17 protein-coding genes are annotated in these 16,071 nt (G+C 67.4%); 5 read left to right on the top strand and 12 right to left on the bottom strand.

Annotated elements, in window-relative coordinates:
* The 6 genes from EV646_RS30410 to EV646_RS30440 all read right to left on the bottom strand — a co-directional run bounded on the left by EV646_RS30410 (position 1) and on the right by EV646_RS30440 (position 4,228).
* On the bottom strand, positions 1-633 hold the full coding sequence (locus EV646_RS30410) for a DUF47 domain-containing protein (protein WP_132154700.1): 633 nt from the start codon (positions 631-633) through the stop codon (positions 1-3).
* Between the two features lie 305 nt (positions 634-938).
* Positions 939-1,244: a DUF202 domain-containing protein gene (locus tag EV646_RS30420; RefSeq protein ID WP_132154702.1), complete on the bottom strand. Its 306-nt coding sequence runs from the start codon at positions 1,242-1,244 to the stop codon at positions 939-941.
* Positions 1,241-1,576, bottom strand: coding sequence for a YidH family protein (locus EV646_RS30425; protein ID WP_132154704.1), 336 nt, complete (start codon positions 1,574-1,576; stop codon positions 1,241-1,243). The genes EV646_RS30420 and EV646_RS30425 overlap by 4 nt, the downstream gene beginning before the upstream one ends.
* Positions 1,573-2,814, bottom strand: coding sequence for a glycoside hydrolase family 3 N-terminal domain-containing protein (locus EV646_RS30430; RefSeq protein WP_241996424.1), 1,242 nt, complete (start codon positions 2,812-2,814; stop codon positions 1,573-1,575). Before EV646_RS30430 ends, EV646_RS30425 begins: the two co-directional genes overlap by 4 nt.
* Positions 2,811-3,302: a MarR family winged helix-turn-helix transcriptional regulator gene (locus EV646_RS30435; RefSeq protein WP_132154706.1), complete on the bottom strand. Its 492-nt coding sequence runs from the start codon at positions 3,300-3,302 to the stop codon at positions 2,811-2,813. The genes EV646_RS30430 and EV646_RS30435 overlap by 4 nt, the downstream gene beginning before the upstream one ends.
* Positions 3,281-4,228, bottom strand: a complete 948-nt coding sequence (locus tag EV646_RS30440; RefSeq protein ID WP_132154708.1) for a DMT family transporter — start codon at positions 4,226-4,228, stop codon at positions 3,281-3,283. The genes EV646_RS30435 and EV646_RS30440 overlap by 22 nt, the downstream gene beginning before the upstream one ends.
* 39 nt (positions 4,229-4,267) lie before the next feature.
* Between EV646_RS30440 and EV646_RS30445 the strand changes: the two genes are divergently transcribed.
* Complete coding sequence (locus EV646_RS30445) at positions 4,268-4,888, top strand: TetR/AcrR family transcriptional regulator (RefSeq protein WP_132154710.1); 621 nt, start codon at positions 4,268-4,270, stop codon at positions 4,886-4,888.
* Here EV646_RS30445 and EV646_RS30450 read toward each other — a convergent pair.
* Together EV646_RS30450 and EV646_RS30455 are read right to left on the bottom strand one after the other, a co-directional pair.
* Entirely contained in the window at positions 4,885-5,547 is a 663-nt protein-coding gene (locus tag EV646_RS30450) for a potassium channel family protein (protein WP_132154712.1), read from the bottom strand. The two genes, EV646_RS30445 and EV646_RS30450, sit on opposite strands and share 4 nt — an antisense overlap.
* Positions 5,547-6,101, bottom strand: a complete 555-nt coding sequence (locus tag EV646_RS30455; protein WP_132154714.1) for an acyl-CoA thioesterase — start codon at positions 6,099-6,101, stop codon at positions 5,547-5,549. The genes EV646_RS30450 and EV646_RS30455 overlap by 1 nt, the downstream gene beginning before the upstream one ends.
* A 125-nt stretch (positions 6,102-6,226) precedes the next feature.
* Here EV646_RS30455 and EV646_RS30460 point away from each other — a divergent pair, with 125 nt between their 5' ends.
* Positions 6,227-7,186, top strand: a complete 960-nt coding sequence (locus EV646_RS30460; RefSeq protein ID WP_132154716.1) for a hypothetical protein — start codon at positions 6,227-6,229, stop codon at positions 7,184-7,186.
* A gap of 149 nt (positions 7,187-7,335) precedes the next feature.
* On the opposite strand, the gene EV646_RS30465 is transcribed toward EV646_RS30460, so the two are convergent.
* On the bottom strand, positions 7,336-7,959 hold the full coding sequence (locus tag EV646_RS30465) for a flavin reductase family protein (RefSeq protein ID WP_132154718.1): 624 nt from the start codon (positions 7,957-7,959) through the stop codon (positions 7,336-7,338).
* Between the two features lie 59 nt (positions 7,960-8,018).
* On the opposite strand from EV646_RS30465, the gene EV646_RS30470 reads away from it, so the two are divergent.
* The gene (locus EV646_RS30470) at positions 8,019-8,903 is read left to right on the top strand and encodes a phosphotransferase family protein (protein ID WP_132154720.1); all 885 of its coding nucleotides are present in this window, start codon (positions 8,019-8,021) and stop codon (positions 8,901-8,903) included.
* 124 nt (positions 8,904-9,027) lie between these two features.
* A complete protein-coding gene (gene mgrA / locus EV646_RS30475; RefSeq protein ID WP_132154722.1) occupies positions 9,028-10,062 on the top strand; it encodes an L-glyceraldehyde 3-phosphate reductase in 1,035 nt (344 codons plus the stop codon).
* Here the strand turns inward: mgrA and EV646_RS30480 are convergent.
* Entirely contained in the window at positions 10,031-12,091 is a 2,061-nt protein-coding gene (locus EV646_RS30480) for an autotransporter (RefSeq protein WP_132154724.1), read from the bottom strand. The two genes, mgrA and EV646_RS30480, sit on opposite strands and share 32 nt — an antisense overlap.
* 118 nt (positions 12,092-12,209) lie before the next feature.
* Here EV646_RS30480 and EV646_RS30485 point away from each other — a divergent pair, with 118 nt between their 5' ends.
* Positions 12,210-12,866: a hypothetical protein gene (locus EV646_RS30485; protein WP_132154726.1), complete on the top strand. Its 657-nt coding sequence runs from the start codon at positions 12,210-12,212 to the stop codon at positions 12,864-12,866.
* Between the two features lie 181 nt (positions 12,867-13,047).
* Here the strand turns inward: EV646_RS30485 and EV646_RS30490 are convergent, their stop codons facing one another.
* Both EV646_RS30490 and EV646_RS30495 read right to left on the bottom strand, forming a co-directional pair.
* A complete protein-coding gene (locus EV646_RS30490) occupies positions 13,048-14,025 on the bottom strand; it encodes a TAXI family TRAP transporter solute-binding subunit (protein WP_132154728.1) in 978 nt (325 codons plus the stop codon).
* Positions 14,022-16,046: a TRAP transporter permease gene (locus EV646_RS30495; RefSeq protein ID WP_132154730.1), complete on the bottom strand. Its 2,025-nt coding sequence runs from the start codon at positions 16,044-16,046 to the stop codon at positions 14,022-14,024. The genes EV646_RS30490 and EV646_RS30495 overlap by 4 nt, the downstream gene beginning before the upstream one ends.
* Positions 16,047-16,071 lie beyond the last annotated feature (25 nt).

The raw sequence follows: 16,071 nt of genomic DNA on the forward strand, positions 1-16,071 counted from the left end.
TCAGCTCTCCTTGACGGCGATCTGTTCGACCGTGTTGGCGACGTGCTCGAAGGCGTCGATCGCCGCCTCCAGCAGGTCGACCACGGTCTTCACCTTCATCACCGTCAGAGCGTCGTACTCGCCGCTGAACAGCTTCGCGATGATCCGGCGGTGGACCGCGTCACCGGTGTTCTCCAGCCGGTTGATCTCGATCCAGTACTCGGCCAGGTCCTTCATGGTGCGCAGTCGCGGCATCGTCTCCGCGGTCAGTTGGGCCGCGCGCTGGAGCACCTCGATCTGCTCGGCGATCTCCTCCGGCAACTTCTCCAGAGAGAACAGGTGAACCGAGTCGACGGCCTCCTCCATGTAATCCATCACGTCGTCCAGATCGGAGGCCAGCCGGTAGATGTCCTCGCGGTCGAACGGGGTGACGAAGGTCGAGTTGACCCGGCGGATGATCGAGTGGGTGGTCTCGTCCGCCGCGTGCTCGGCATCCTTCATCTCGGCGGCGATCTGGTGGCTCGAGGAGAGCCCGGTTCCCGCCGTACTGCCGAGCAACTCGGCCAGGATCCGGGATCCGTCGACGAGGTGGTTGGCGGACTCGGTGAAAAGGTCGTAGAACGTCGGGTCAGTCGGACGCAGACGTAACGGCACTTCAAGCTCCGGATGAACGAGGGACAAACCGTGAACATGCTAGGGCATGCCGTCCAGACCCCTGCCGTCGCGAGCAGGTGCTCGGTGGTGTAGCTCGGTGTGCTGGGGCGAAGGTCTCGATGCGGAGCATCGTGGCCTTTGCACCAGTGCAGCGAGATGCGCCGCCGAGTGCCGCGCAGTAGGCAGGGGTCTGGACGGCATGCCCTTTGGGGCTACGGACGGTTGACGGGGCATCCGCCTGGCCAACCTATCTCCTAGCAGGGAGCCGCCAGGCGTGAATACGACCCGTGAGTAACTATTCGGTCTCAGCGCGTGAGTACGGCGTACAGGTCGAAAACGCCGACGACGAGGACGAGCCCGGCCGCGGCCCGCAGGACCCGTTCGTGGCCGAGGGCATGGATCGGAGCACCCTTCGTACGGCGGTACACGGCGCTCACCGCGGCCCAGCAGGCCAGGGAGAGGGTGAGTACGACGATGCCGAGGCCGGTGCGGACATTCGACGTACCGTGGCCGGAGGCAAGTAGCAGGAGCGCGTTGGCGATCAGGCCGAGCGCGGTCCGGCGCCAGGCGAGCAGGGTGCGCTCGGGTTGCAGACCCGGGTCCTGGCTCATCGCCACAATGCGAAGACCAGGCCGATGACGCCCACCACGCTGATGGTTGCCGCCAGCATCAACGGCAGCCGGGTGACCGGGAGCCGCCCGCCGCTGCGCATCGCGGTGAGGTTCTCCTGCCAGCGGCGGAAGGCGCCCGCGGTGGTGACTATGCCGGCAGTGACCAGGGCCACACCGATGATGCGGGCCGGCCAACGGTCGAGCCCCAGGTCGAGGAACTGCACGGCGGAGAGGCCGCCCGCGTAGCAGGCCAGTGAGGTGCGCAGGTACGCCAGATAGGTCCGCTCGTTGGCCAGGGTGAAGCGGTAGTCGGGTTCCTGCTGGTCTGTCATCCGCAGCTCACCAGACCGTGGTTCTGCTTGAGTGTCAGCACACGCCTGACGCTACTGGTCAGCTGCGCGGCGAACGCGTCGTCCTGCTTGGCCTTCGCGACCAGTGCGTTGACCATGGTGTCGGTCAGCGCAGCCCTGGCGTTGATGACGATGTCGCCACCTGCCGCGACGAACCTGGTCGCCCGCTGGCCGGCCGGCACCGCCGCCACCTCGGCTGCCGCTCCGACGTCGTCGGTGATGACGACTCCGCCGTACTGCAGATCGCTCCGGACCATCCCCTGGATGACGGTCTTGGAGAAGACCGCGCGGTTGTCCGGGTCGATCTTCGTGTAGGTGGCGGTGGAGATCATCACCAGCTCGGCGCCGGCCTGGATACCGTTCTTGAAGGGCTGCAGGTCGTCGTCCCCGCGGACGGTGACGTTGTCGACCACACCGGAGGAGAAATCGGTATTGCCGCGCACTCTGCCCAGCCCTGGGAAGTGCTTGACCGACGTGATGACGCCAGCTTCCTTCATACCCTTCACGAACGCCTGGACCGGCGGACCGACCTCCCCCGGGGTGTTGCCGTACTCACGGTCCAAACTGCCGATGGGCGCATTCTGCTCCTTGAGAGAGCTCGGTACGACGTCTGCCACGGGCGCGAGGTCGACGTTGACGCCGGCCTCCTCGAGCTGGTCGCCCCACTGCTCCGCACGGGCGGTTAGCTTGCCGCTCGACCAGGTGCCCTGGACGGTCGCCTCCGGGATGCGGTCGAAGCCGGAGCCCTTCAGGCGCTGGATCTGACCGCCTTCCTGGTCCGCGGCGATCAGCGGGCGGACGCCCTTCACTGTTGCCGAGGTGTTGACCGCGGCCATCGCCGTACGGGTGTGGGAGAGGCTGCCGCCTTTGCCGAGGAGCAGGATGCCGCCGGGCTTCTCCTGACGCACGATCGGGCGCTGGGACGAGGTCATGCCGTCGGCGCTGATGCCGGTCATGATCAGCTGGGCTGCCTGCTCTCTCAAGGTGAGGTCCTTGAGCTTCTGATCGATGCAGCTTGCTTGTGTGGGCGTCGGAGTCGGTGTTGGCGTTGGTGTCGTGCTTTCTGTTGTCGGCGGACTCTGGGTGGTCGGCAGCGGGACAGACGACGAGGGCGCAGTGCTCGGGCCGGCGGTGGGTGAGTTGGTGTCGGTGCAGCCGGCCAGCAGGAGTGCTGTCAGCACGAGCGCGGCGCTGAGCCGTTGCCGGGTGCGGAGCGTCATCTCGGCGGCCGCTCCCAGGCGGCCCGGTCGATGGTGTCCCCGGAGTGCCGGGCCAGCGATGCGCAGATGTCGTGCAACTGCTCCACCTGCTCCTCGGTCAGCGCGTCGAAGATCGCCGACCGGACCTCCTCCACGTGTCCGGGCGCAGACTCGACCAGCTTCTGCCGCCCGAGGTCAGTCATGATCGCCACCTGACCACGGCGGTCGGACTCGATCCCCTCACGCCGGACCCACCCGGCCTGTTCGAGCCGGTTCACCGCATGCGAGAGCCGGCTGCGCGACCCCAGGGTGGCGTCGGCGAGCTCACTCATCCGCAGCCGGTTGTCAGCCGCCTCTGACAGCCGGACCAGGATCTCGTAGTACGTGTGCGGTATTCCCGCGTCGCGTTGCAGTTGCTGCTCGATCCGGCTGTTCACCACACGCTGTGCCGCGATGAACGCGCGCCACGCCTGCTGTTCCTTCTCGTTCAGCCACCGGGGTTCCGCCATCCCCGCAGCGTAGCCAGAACAGGTTCCGTACGCTCGTTCAACCTGATCAGAATCACCGCGGCGGCGCAGACCAGCATGCCGACGACAGCGAGCAAACCGACGGTCTCGTGGAACAGCAGGAACGCGAACACCATCGTCGTGGGCGGCACGAGGTACAGCAGGCTGCTGATGCGGGTGGCACCGGAGAGCTTCAGATTGACCAGGTACAGCCCCCAGCCGCCACCTGTTGCCAGCAGCACCAACCAGAGGACTGCGCCATAGAAGCCAGGCTCGTCGGGCACCGTCAGTTGGCCGATGGACGTAGCCAGCACGACGAAGAACACAGCGGAGACGAGGCTCTGCACGCAGAGTGCGTCGAGTGAGTTGGTGCTGGGCTTGCGGCGTCGTTCCAGGCAGGTGCCGACGACCAGACCGAGCAGACCGCCGAGCGGAAGCAGGAAGAGCAATGGCGAGCCGTGCCCGGCGTGCAGGTCGTCCGCGACGACCAGACCGACTCCGGCTACGCCTAGGACGAGTCCGACCCACTGTCGTCGGCTGACGCGTTCACCGAGCAGCGGGCCGGCCACGGTGGCGATCAGGAGCGGCTGAAGCGAGCCGATGAGCGCTGTGACACCGGCTGTGATGCCATGGTCGATGCCGGTGAAGATGAGGCCGAGGTAGACGACTTGGGTGAGGAACGCCATCCACACCTGGGTGACAAGGTCTCTCCGCCTCATCATCGGCCGCCTAATGAGCAGGATCACGGCTGCCAGCACGCCGGCGACCAGGAACCGCCACGCCAGCAGATCGAACGCCGTCGTGTACTGCGTACCCCAGCGGGCACCGATGAACCCGCAGCTCCAGAAGACGACGAACCCCGCTCCGGCGATCAGCGGGACCGCCTGCAGTCGCGGCGTACGTCGTACCGGAAGCGTCTCTGTCATCATGGCCACGAGAGTAACCACACCGGTCCGTATACTGTCAGTATGCTTGATCAGCAGATGAGACTGGTGGTGGATCGCGGGCTGCCGGAGGCCACCACGCTGACGCCTGCCGGGGAGCGGATCCTCGCGGCGGCGTCGACGCTGTTCTACGAGCAGGGGATCCGGACGGTCGGCGTCGACACGATCGCCGAGGCCGCCGAGGTGACGAAGAAGACGCTGTACGACCGGTTCGGCTCGAAGGACAAGCTGATCGCGGCGTACCTGGACCGGCGGAACCGGGTCTGGCACGCGTTCCTGGACGAGCAGTTGGCGGCCCGTGCGCCCGGCACTCCGGAAGAGGTGATCCTGGCGTTGTTCAGTGCGCTGACGGACTGGATCGCAGGGTCGCGCAAGGGCTGCGGGTTCATCAACGCGAGCGTGGAACTGGCGGCGCCGGACCACCCCGCGATGCCGGTGATCGTGGGACAGAAGCAGTGGATGCGGTCCGAGTTCAAGGCCCAGGCATCGCTGGCCGGACTTGCTGATCCAGACGAGCTTGCTGACCGGTTGTTATTGCTGCACGAGGGCGCGCTGGTGAGCTTCCGCGTGGCTGCGATGGAGCGCGCGCCGGAGGTGGCTTGGCGTGCCGCCGCCGACCTGCTGGCGGGCTGGCCGCGGGTCTAGGTGTTGCTGCGTCGGGTGATGGTGAGGCCGACCAGCCGGGAGACGACCATGGCGACGTACCCGAGACCGGCCAGCTGCTCCAGCATGACCACCGACCTGCCCCACGAGGTGATGGGGACTATATCGCTCAGGCCGGTGCTGGACAGAGTGGTGAAGCTCAGGAACAGCAGCTCCATCCAGGTGCGGTCGTTGCCTGGGTCAACGGCCGCGGTGAAGCTGCCGGGGACCAGTGCCTGGACGAAGACGTACAGGTAGGCGAAACCCCAAGCAACCAAGGTGAAAGTGGCACCGGTGGCATAGAGCTCGTCCGTACTCACGTCGTGGTCGGACAGCATGTATCGCAGCAGGCTGTAGGCGGCGTAGAAGTAGAAGGCCGCGTGCAGGACACCGGACACTGCTACGACGGTCTCTGTCGGATTGAACGCGTCGATCAGCGAGAGAACGACGGCTGGGATGCCGAGGCCGATGCTGACCCAGGTCAGGCCCGGGGTGGCACGCACGGAGAAGACGGCGAGAACGAGAACGGCGATGCCGAGGATCTCGAACGCGACCCGGCCGCCCCTCGAGCCTTCCATCGCGGGATAGACGAGTACGCCGAGCAGCTGCACCACCAGCAGCACCGCCGACGGATGCTGCCGCGCGGATCCGAACCAGCCCATCAGTCGCCTGCCCCTTCGTAAGCGGCTGGTGCGGTGTTCACCTCGGCGGCGGCTTCGTTGCGGGAGGCGATGATGGCGGCTCGCTTGGCGAGGCGGTGGCTGCGACGGATCTCGGCTTCGCGCAGGCGTCGGCGTTCCTCGTGCGTCTCCGGAACCACCTGCGGCACTTCCCGCGGCTTGCCCTCGGCATCGACCGCGACGAACACCAGGTACGCCGACGCGACATGCACCTGCGGCCCGACCGAATCCCAGCGATCGGCCGTGATCCGTACGCCGACCTCCATCGAACTGCGGCCGGTCCAGTTCACCTGACCGCTGAAATGCACCACGTCACCGACGCGGACCGGGACCAGGAAGGTCATCTCGTCCATCGACGCGGTGACCGCCGGCCCACCGGAGTGCCGGGCCGCGACCACACCGGCGACCGAGTCGACCAGCGTCATGATCACGCCGCCGTGCACGGTGCCCAGCAGATTGGTCTCGTTCTGCGCGGTGATGTGCGACAGCGACAGCCGGGTCGCCGAGGTCGGCCGCGACGACGGTGTGCCGGACATGCTGCTCCTTCGGGGTCTGAGTCTGGGTCAGCGCACAGTATCCCGGGCGGTTGTCCACAGGCTCGAAAAGACCGGCTGAAACCGGGGCCGTTCCTCGTACTTTCTCTGGCGAGGAGGTAGCCACGATGACTATCGACAGCTCCACTGACCATTCCCCTGCCTTCGACCGGCCCGATCCGGTCCTGACTCCTTTGACCTGCAACCAGGCGGCGCGACTCGTGCGCCTCGCCCTGCGCGCCGCGGCACGACTCGGCCTCGACGTCACCTACCAGGGCGGCGGCGCGCTCGTCCCGGTCGACCAGTCCGCGACCATGCCGGTGCTCGGCCTGTGCAACCTGGCGCGCGCGATTTCGGCGTACGACGAGCAGCACTGGCCGAGGCTGGTCGAGAGACACTTCGACCAGGTCCTGCAACGCCTGCGCACGGGTCCGCCGGGTCCGCCGACCGACCCCGAGCGAGAGCTGATCCAGCGTCTCGTCCCGCGCGATGCCCTGCCAGCCGAATGGACCGCGGACAAGCCCGAGTTCCTGCCCGGGCTACTGTCCGTCCCCGCCATCGCGAAGGACGGCGTGGTCACGATGTTCCTCGACCCGTCCGACTTCGGCCTGACCTGGCCCGAGGCCGAACGCCTCGGCCTCGCCAACCTCCGCCGCCGGACCGATCAGGTCGAGTACCTCGTGCACGACGACACCACCATCGCCCTGATCACCGGCAGCTCCTTCGCCGCCTCCCGGGCCCTGGTCCTCGACACCGTCCTGCGCGAATCCCTCCACCTCGAGAACCCGAAGTACGGCGTACTGGTCGCCCTCCCCACCCGCGACCACCTCTTCATCCACGTCATCCAGGACCTCTCCGTCATCCCCACCCTCGGCCTGATGCTCAACCTCGCCGCCCGCTGCCACAGCCACGACCCGGGCCCCCTAACACCGGACGTCCACCTGGTCACCTGCCACAACGCGACCCTCGCCTGGCACCCAGCCACCACCCCCTCCCCCGACAACGCACCCCTCCGCCTCTCCCCCCAACTCACCTCCCTCACCAAAACCCTCGCCACCCTCGAACCACCCGCCACACCATCCACGTGAAGAGTCAGACCGGTCAGTCCCGCTGCGCCGGCACACCGCACCGTCCGTCACCCTGGAACACCTACGCCGGCCTGACACAGGAAATCGCGGCCCGCCACAGGAAATACCGTGTGTCGGGCCTCCACTTCCTGGTCCGAGCGTCGGAGGGACTAGGCGGTGGGTGGTTCGAAGTGGCCGGGCCAGTCTTTGTAGCGGATTCGGGTGATGGAGCGGACTTCGCCGATGGTGGACCACTCGTCCTTGCCGAGGCGGGCCAGCGGGCGGAGGAGCTGGATCTCGGGGTGGTCGCCGACCAGGACGGACTCGTCGATGGCCATGTGCCGGACGCGGCCGATGACCACCGTGGAGTCGCCGAGCTCGAGCGTGGTGTGCAGCGTGCACTCGATGGCGACCGGCGACTCGGCCACCCGTGGTACGGCGACCGTGTGGGACGGCTCGGTGGTCAGCCCGACGGCTTCGAACTCGGAGATGCCGGGCGGGAAGTTGGTTCCGGTGGCGTTGACCCGTTCGAACAGCGGCTCGGCGGCGAAGTTCACCACGAACTCGCCGGTCGCCTCGACGTTGTTCAGGCTGTCCTTCCGGCCGACCGAGGTGAACTGCACCATCGGCGGCTCCACACAGGCGACTGTGAAGAACGAGTGCGGCGCGAGGTTGAGGACGCCGTCCGCGGACCGGCTCGACACCCAGGCGATCGGCCGCGGCACCACTACCGAGTTCAGCGCCGCATAGAACACGCGCCGCCCGACGACCTCCGGATCCAGATCCACCCGCACAGCCCGAAGTACATCAAATCCGGTGGACGCCTCCGCGCACCGGCACCAGGATCGAGGTGATGGAAGGCGAACAGGGTGTTATCGAGATCGGCCGGCGGCACGGCGTACCCCCGGATCAGGTGGCCGAAGTCGTGGGTGGTGTCGCCAACCGCGGGTTCGCACTGGGCGAGAAGCTGTTCCTGCGGGTGGCGCGGCCCGGGTTCGAGGCGGACCTGCGCAAGGAGGTCGGCGTCGTACCCGTCGCCCGAGCGGCCGGCGTACGAACCCCCGAGATCATCGAGTACGACGAGAGCCGCGGCCTGATCGACGCGCCGTACGTCGTGATGGAGCGGGTCCACGGGATCGAACCGGCCGAAGCACCGACCGGCTTGGGCGAGCAGTTGGCGCGGCTGCATGTAGCGGAACGCACGGAGCTTCCGGGCGTCTCGTTCGACAAAGGTGGCGACGATCCGTGGCGGACGGTCGAAGGGTTGCTGAAGCGCGGCTATCTGGACAGCAGTACGGCGGGCTGGCTGAACGGCTGGTTCAACCGGCTGGCGGAACGGTTCGACCGGAACGTGCCGATGGTGCTGATCCACGGAGATGTTGCCGCGCACAACCTTCTCGCCGGGCCGGACGGTGAGCTCCGAGCCTTGATCGACTGGGGTGACGCCGCCTGGGCCCCGCCCGCGATGGACTTCGCCAAACTGCCCTTGGAGCACGTCGCCGCGATCCTGCCCGAGTACGTCCACCACCACAACGCGCTCGCCACCAACGCCACTACGCGCGACGAGGAGCTGGCCGCCGCCACCCTCTGGTTCCACCTCGAATGGGGCCTCGGCAAGCTCACCTCCAACCCTTGGCCGGGCCAACGCCACTGGACCGCCCCACCAGGCAGCCGCCTGCTCGAACTGCTCAGGTTCTTCGCCGGCTCGCCGTCGGCGCCCTGGGCCAGCCTGACCTGAGCGCCACCGGGCGGTCGCCCCCGGTCGCCGTCAAGAAGGCGGGGTTCTGGGTGTCAGTGCTCCGGTTTCTGCTTAAAAACAAGGGGGTTTGCAGTTGTCACGACATGGGGCAGACTGGGGTTCCGTGACTGATTACGTAGCCGCTCAGGACCGGTACGACGACCAGATGGCCTACCGGCGGACAGGCCGCAGTGGGCTGCAGCTGCCCGCCATCTCGCTGGGCCTGTGGCACAACTTCGGCGACGACAAGCCGTTCGCCACGCAGCGCGACATCCTGCGCCGGGCGTTCGACCTGGGTGTCACCCACTTCGACCTGGCGAACAACTACGGTCCGCCCTACGGGTCGGCCGAGACGAACTTCGGGACGCACTTCGCCCGGGACTTCAAGAAGTACCGGGACGAGCTGATCCTGTCGACCAAGGCCGGCTACGACATGTGGCCGGGGCCGTACGGTCAGGGCGGCGGCTCGCGGAAGTACCTGCTCGCCTCGCTGGACCAGTCGCTGAGCCGGATGGGCCTGGACTACGTCGACATCTTCTACTCGCACCGGTTCGACCCGGACACCCCGCTCGAGGAGACCATGGGCGCGCTCGACGCCGCGGTCCGGTCGGGCAAGGCGCTGTACGCCGGCATCTCGTCGTACTCGGCGGATCGGACCCGGGAGGCGGCCAGGATCCTGCAGGAGCTGGGCACGCCGCTGCTGATCCACCAGCCGTCGTACTCGATGCTGAACCGGTGGATCGAGGAGGACCTGCTTGACGCCGTCGGTGAGCTGGGCGTCGGCGTGATCGCGTTCTCGCCGCTGGCGCAGGGCGTGCTCACCGACCGCTACCTGGACGGCGTGCCGGCCGACTCCCGCGCCGCGCAGGGCAAGTCGCTGAACCCCGACAGCCTGACCGAGGACACGCTGCGGCACGTCCGCGCGCTGAACGAGATCGCCAAGCAGCGCGGCCAGTCCGTCGCTCAGCTCGCCCTTGCCTGGACGCTGCGCGACGACCGCGTCACCAGCGCGCTGATCGGCGCCTCCAGCGTTGCCCAGCTCGAGGACAACCTCGCCACGGTCCGCAACCTCACCTTCAGCCAGGAAGAGCTCGACGCGATCGACAAGGACGCCGTCGAGGCCGGCATCAACCTCTGGAAGGGAAGCTCCGACGCCTGACGCGCCGGACCAGGACCAGCCCCAGTACGGCGGCGACCGCTGCGCCGACACCGGCCAGACGCCAGTACGACGACCTCCCGCCCGTGGCAGCCGCGGTTGCCACGGGCGGTTCGCTGCCCTTGGCCGAAGGCGTGGCAGCCGCGGCCTGAACCACCTTCAAGGCCACGTCGTTGCCGTCGCCGCCCTTGTAGGTGATCGTGTACCTGCTTCCGCCGACTGACACCGCGGCGCCTTCGGCGAGTCCGGCGAAGGCACCGGCGACGGGATCAGAGCCGGCGTTCTCGATCAGGGTGTGCTCACGCCGCGACACCGCGCCGGCGATCTGCAACGGCCCGGCGAGTGTCACCGCGCCGGAGACTTTCAGCGGCTTCCCGTCCGCACGCACTATCAACCGGCCACGCGAGCTGAAGTCCCCGCTCACCGTGAACGAGCCGCCGAGCACGCCGGTGTTCACCAGTCTGCCGCCCTGGAATACGCCTGCGAGCGTGGACTTCCCGGCCAGCGTCACGACCGCCCGCCTGCCCGACGTCACCGTCGTACCGCCGACCGTCGTGAGATTGCGAAGCGTCTGCTCTCCGGCGGGGGTCAGGTCCAGCCGAGCGCCAGTACGAGTAAGAGAGACAGCACTACTCGTCCGCAACGAGCCACCAGTCAGAGCCAGCGTGCCCCGCGAGATCACGGTCCTTCCCGTGTACGTCAGCCCACCGGTCAGTCGCGTCGTGGCGGCACCTGCCTGGGTGAAGGAACCGCGGCCGCTCAGCTGCGACAGCGAAATCGTCTGCCGCTTGTTCTGCACGACCAGCGAACCGTCGTTGACTACCTTGAAGAGCGAAGAGTTCAGCAAGCTCCCATCACCTAGCCGACCACCGAGCCGTAGCACGGCGCCTCGCTCGATCGTCGTCGAGCCGTTGTAGTACTGGTCCGCCGCGAACGTCACATCGTTGCCCCGCACACCCTTGATCACGATGTCGCCCGCGCCCGGCGCCTTGAGCGTGTCGTGGAAGACACCGCCGCCGATCGGCGCTCCCAGCGTCACCGGGCCGTTGTACGCGAAGGTGAGCTTGGAGCGGGACCGCGCCGCCAGCAGGTTGATGTAGACCGTGTCCGCCGTACCCGGCATGAAGATCTCATGGGTCGTGCCGTCGCCCCACTGGACGTCCGCGCCCTTGATGTTGGTCCCGCGCTTGTTCAGGTCGTGCGGGATCTTCCGCCAGTTGAGCGCGGTGTCGCTCAGCGACGGATTGGTGTCGCCGCCCCGATCGGAGTAGCTGTACTGACCGGTGAGCACGACCTTGCCGCCCGGGCGCGACTGCACGTTGATGTCGCTGCCGTACTCGCGCTGGTAGAAGTTCTGCCGAAGTACGACGGTCTGGCCCAGCGGCGTGTCGACCGTCCACGTCCCCTGGTTGAGGACAGCCCGCGCGTTCGGCAGTGCGACCGCGGTCTCAGGCTTGCCGGCGGCCAGCCCGGTCCCGTTGTCGATCACGCCCGAGAACGGCTGCGTGCCGGCGAGATCGAGCGTGCCCCACATGAACCGGGGCTGGGTGACCAGCCCGGAGCCGCTGATCGTGCCGAGGTTGAAGGTGCGGGTCAGCGAGAGCCGCAGCGTGCCGTCGACCCGAATGTTGTCCTGGTTCAACGCGAATCCGGGCGTGTTGTACGGGAAGTGCCCGATCAGCCCAGTAGCCCCGCCGTTCCCGTACTGCAGGGTGGCGCCACGCTCGACGATCACCGCAGGTGGATCCGGCCTGCGGACCACGACGTACGGGTGATTCCCACCCAGGATGCTGACACTCTGGCGGGTCTGAGGCAGCGTGAAATCACTGTCCTTGGTCAAGATCAGCGTGCCGCTGCCACGCACCCGCAGCGTCCCTTTGCCGCTGATCACACCGTCGTACGTCGTTGTCCCGGACGGCACCCTGACAACGGCGTCACCGATGAGCGCGACGTTCCGCCCAGCGAGGATGTCAGGGGTGATGTCACCAGTCGGCTGAAGGAGTGTGGCGAGCAGGAGCGGGGTCGCGAGCACCGGGCCAACCTACGCGAGCCGCGGCCGGATTCAGAGCGATGTCTCAGTCCGCTCACCCCGGTTGCGCCGTCGCGATGTTGGGCACACGCTGGAGTGAGACCCCCTGGAGGTGGTTGTCATGACCGCTTCGACGCTCGAACTGGCCCTGACCTACGAACATGCCCGGATTCGTGAGCTGGCCGAGCCGGCTCAGCACCTCGAAGCCGCGCACCCGGAGCGCAGGCACGAGACCGACTGGTTCTACGCGATCGCCGCCCAGCATCTCGCCGCGGCGGAGGACGTCCTGCTCCCGCACGTACGGCGGCTGTCCAACGGCGAGGAGCTCGTCACCACGTACGTCGGCAACGCGAAGGAGCTGGAGCGGTCACTGCGCTTCCTGAAGGGGCGCCAGTACGGCGACAGCCGCGCGCAGGATCTGACTCCGGACGAGGTGTGGGAGTCGATCAACCGGCTGCTGACCGAGCACGAGCAACTGGAGACGGCGTACAGCCAGCGGCTCTGCGAAGAGCTGGACGACGAGCACGTCAACGCGCTGACCGAGGAACTACTCGAGGCTGAGGAAGTCGCCCCGACCCGAGCGCACCCCTACTCGCCACACACCGGACTGACCGGCCGGCTGGCACATCGCATGTGGCGGGTCGCCGACACCGCATGGGACAGCGCCGAGGGCCGCGTCGTACCCACCAAGTACCACGTCCACCCCAAGCGCGACTCCGCCCTCTCCCACTACCTCTACGGCACTCCTCTGCCGGACACGGAAGAAGAGACCGAGTAGACAAGAGTGACTGGGCCCGGCTGCCGGATGCCTCCAGCGGCCGGGCCCAGTCTGCCTGCTCCCACTGCGCCTGGTTGTGGGAGCCGGCTGGGTCCCGCCTCCGCTGCGCCTGGTGTGCGGAGGTGGGTCCCGACGTCCTCCCCCGCTGCGCCTGGTGTGCGGGGGAGGACGGTCCCTGGAGTTATCTCAGGCCGTCGATCGCCTTCTTCGCCCCCGGGTGCAGCTGCACCGGGTCGGTCTTGTCGGCGTTCTCCAGCGTGATGCCCTTGGCCGCCGCGTTCACCGCGACCAGGGCGTCCTTGTTCTCGTAGATCACCTTGGTCAGCTGCTCGGCCAGGTCGTCCTTCATGTCTTTGCGGACCAGCAGCACGTTCGGCACGATGATCGTCGCCACGTCGGCCGGCTGCTTGTACGTCGCCGCCGGGATCGAGTCCTGGGCGTAGATGGTGCCGTACTTCTGCTGCAGCGCCGGCAGTAGGTCCCCGATCGGCAGCAGCTTCACGTTCTTGCCCATGCTGGTGGTCAGATCGGTGATACCGCCGGTCGGCAGACCGCCGGACCAGACCAGTGCGTCGATCGACCCGGACTTCATCGCGTCCACCGACTCCGGCAGGCCGAGCCGCTGCGCCGTGACGTCCTTGGCCGGGTCGAGACCGGCTGCCTCGAGCAGCCGCCGTGCGATCACCTCGGTGCCCGAGTTCGGCGAGCCGGTCGAGACGCGCTTGCCCTTCAGGTCGGCGATCGAGTTGATCCCGGCCGACGCGCGTACGGCGACCTGAGTGTAGTTGTTGTAGAGCCGCGTCAGAGCGACCACGTCCTGCGGCGTCTTGAAGCTGTTCTCGCCCTTCACCGCGTCCGACGCGGTGTCGCCGAGCGAGAACGCGATGTCGTAGTTGCCCGCGACCAGGCCCTGGACGTTCTGCACCGATGCACCGGTCTCGCTAGCGGTCGCCCGGTAGCCCGACACCTTCTGCGAGATGACCGAGGCGAGCGCGCCACCGAGCTGGTAGTAGACGCCGGTGGTGTTGCCGGTGGCAATGGTCAGCCGCCCACCGCCCTCCGAACTGGAGCCGGCGGGTTCGCGTTGCCCTCCACAAGCGACCAGCGAGACGACGGCGGCGAGCGCCACCACGGCGGTGGGGAGGCGGCGGGTTCTCATGGAACGACGGTTCCTTCCGTTGGTCTGGCCTGGCGGGTGCGCCGGACCAGATTGATGACGACGGCAACAAGTAGCAAACAGATTCCCGCCGTGATGGTTACGGGCGCCAGGTACAGCAGCAACACCGCGGCCGGCACACACAACGCCCGCTCGATCCAGCTGGTGGCGACAAGGATCCAGCCCCCGGTCACCACCGCGAGGGCGGCGACGGCCAGCATCGAGACAGCCAGCGTCCACAGCATCCCGATCAACGACCCCTGTCCCAGCAGATGCGCACCGTTGTCGGTGAGCACGAACGCGAACGGCACCAGGAACGCCGGCAGCGTGTACTTCCACGCCTGCCACATCGTCGGCATCACCTTGCCACCGGTGATCGCGGACGTCGCCACGGCGGCCAGCGCGGTCGGCGGCGACACCTCGGACAGCACGGCGTAGTAGAAGATGAACATGTACGCCTCGGGCTGCGTCACCCCGAGCTGGACCAGCGCCGGCGCGATGATCACCGCGGCGATGATGAACGACGCCGTCACCGGCACCGCCAAACCCAGAATCAGTACGGCGAACGCGGACAGCACCACCGTCAGAATCAGCACGACGGTGTGGTTGTCGGTCAGTCCACGCGCCGCCCCGACGATGATCTCGGCCAGGTTCAGGCCCAGTCCGGTTTGGGTGGTGACGGCAACGATCACCCCGGCCGTCGCGCAGGTCGCGGCCACCGGGAGCACCGAACGGGTGCCCTGGGCAAGCGCCTTGAACAGCGGCCCGGCCGCCAGCCGGTGCTCACGGTCCAGGAACGACAGCCCGAACTGGATGATCACCGCATAGACCACGGCCTTGAACGGCGGTACGTCGACCGCCATGAAGCCGATGATCACGAACAACGACAGGAAGTGGTACCCGAACCGCAGCAGCAACCGCAGCGCCGACTGCTCCGACACCTCGGTCGACGTGGTGCCGTGCCGGCGCGCGTCGATCTCGATCGCGAGCAGAATGCCCAGGTAATACAGGATCGTCGGGATGACCGCGTACCCGAGGACGGTCAGGTACGACACCTGCAGGAACTCGGCGATGATGAACGCGGCCGCGCCCAGCGTCGGCGGCGACAGGATCGCGCCGATCCCCGAGGCGGCGAGCATTCCACCTGCCGGTTCGGGCGGATAACCCGCGCGGCGCAGGATCGGCCACGACACCGTTCCGAGCGATACGGCGGTCGCCGTACCGGAGCCGGAGACACTGCCGAGCAGGAAGCCCGCGAACGTGACGGTGCGGCCCGGCGCCGTACGGCTGCGCTTGAAGGCCGCGAAGGACAGGTCGATGAAGAACTTGCCGGCGCCGGAGTAGTCGAGCACAGCGCCGTAGATGGTGAAGAGGACGATGTAGCTGGCCGCGACGCTCAACGGCGTCCCGTAGAAGCCGGCGGTGCCCATGGTGAACTGCGCGATGATCGCGTCGAAGTTGAAGCCCTGATGTGCCAGCGACCACGTGTAGGGCAGGTAGCCGCCGTAGTACGCGTACGCGATGAACAGCAGACTGAAGAGCGGCAGCACCCATCCCGTCGTACGACGACATGCTTCGAGCAACAGCAATAGCAGTACGGCGCCCGCCACCACGTCGAGCGCGGTCGGGGCCTGGCGTCGTTCGAGATAACCGTCGAAGTCGACGAGTGGATAGACACATACCGCCAGCGCTATGACGGCCAGGATCCAGTCGGTGATCCCGGGGTTGTCGGTAGCGCGCGCCTTGAACGGATTGACGAACGACGGAACCTTCCAGCCCCGGTAACACAGCAGCGTGATCGGCAGAACGGCTGCGAGAAAGATCACCAAGTAAAACTGCGTGCCTTGTGGTAAAGGAAAGAACACCTGCAGAAGCACGCCGACGCTGATGATTGCGCACCAGACCGAAATGGCCAGGTCCAGCGCAGGGCGAAGCTGCCGAGCGGGCTTCTCTTGCTCGTACTCGGCGAGCTCGGATTCGGAGGGCGCGACCAGGCCGCCCCCCGTACCAATACCGACAGTCATCTACCGGTCTCCTCCTGTGGTCGAA

Origin of the sequence: Kribbella antiqua (assembly GCF_004345665.1) — a bacterium.
Classification (GTDB): domain Bacteria; phylum Actinomycetota; class Actinomycetes; order Propionibacteriales; family Kribbellaceae; genus Kribbella; species Kribbella antiqua.

Coding starts and splice junctions, on each gene's coding strand:
- EV646_RS30420 (WP_132154702.1), bottom strand. CDS start 1,244: ATGAGCCAGGACCCGGGTCTGCAACCCGAGCGCACCCTGCTCGCCTGG.
- EV646_RS30425 (WP_132154704.1), bottom strand. CDS start 1,576: ATGACAGACCAGCAGGAACCCGACTACCGCTTCACCCTGGCCAACGAG.
- EV646_RS30430 (WP_241996424.1), bottom strand. CDS start 2,814: ATGACGCTCCGCACCCGGCAACGGCTCAGCGCCGCGCTCGTGCTGACA.
- EV646_RS30435 (WP_132154706.1), bottom strand. CDS start 3,302: ATGGCGGAACCCCGGTGGCTGAACGAGAAGGAACAGCAGGCGTGGCGC.
- EV646_RS30440 (WP_132154708.1), bottom strand. CDS start 4,228: ATGATGACAGAGACGCTTCCGGTACGACGTACGCCGCGACTGCAGGCG.
- EV646_RS30445 (WP_132154710.1), top strand. CDS start 4,268: ATGCTTGATCAGCAGATGAGACTGGTGGTGGATCGCGGGCTGCCGGAG.
- EV646_RS30450 (WP_132154712.1), bottom strand. CDS start 5,547: ATGGGCTGGTTCGGATCCGCGCGGCAGCATCCGTCGGCGGTGCTGCTG.
- EV646_RS30455 (WP_132154714.1), bottom strand. CDS start 6,101: ATGTCCGGCACACCGTCGTCGCGGCCGACCTCGGCGACCCGGCTGTCG.
- EV646_RS30460 (WP_132154716.1), top strand. CDS start 6,227: ATGACTATCGACAGCTCCACTGACCATTCCCCTGCCTTCGACCGGCCC.
- EV646_RS30470 (WP_132154720.1), top strand. CDS start 8,019: ATGGAAGGCGAACAGGGTGTTATCGAGATCGGCCGGCGGCACGGCGTA.
- EV646_RS30485 (WP_132154726.1), top strand. CDS start 12,210: ATGACCGCTTCGACGCTCGAACTGGCCCTGACCTACGAACATGCCCGG.
- EV646_RS30490 (WP_132154728.1), bottom strand. CDS start 14,025: ATGAGAACCCGCCGCCTCCCCACCGCCGTGGTGGCGCTCGCCGCCGTC.
- EV646_RS30495 (WP_132154730.1), bottom strand. CDS start 16,046: ATGACTGTCGGTATTGGTACGGGGGGCGGCCTGGTCGCGCCCTCCGAA.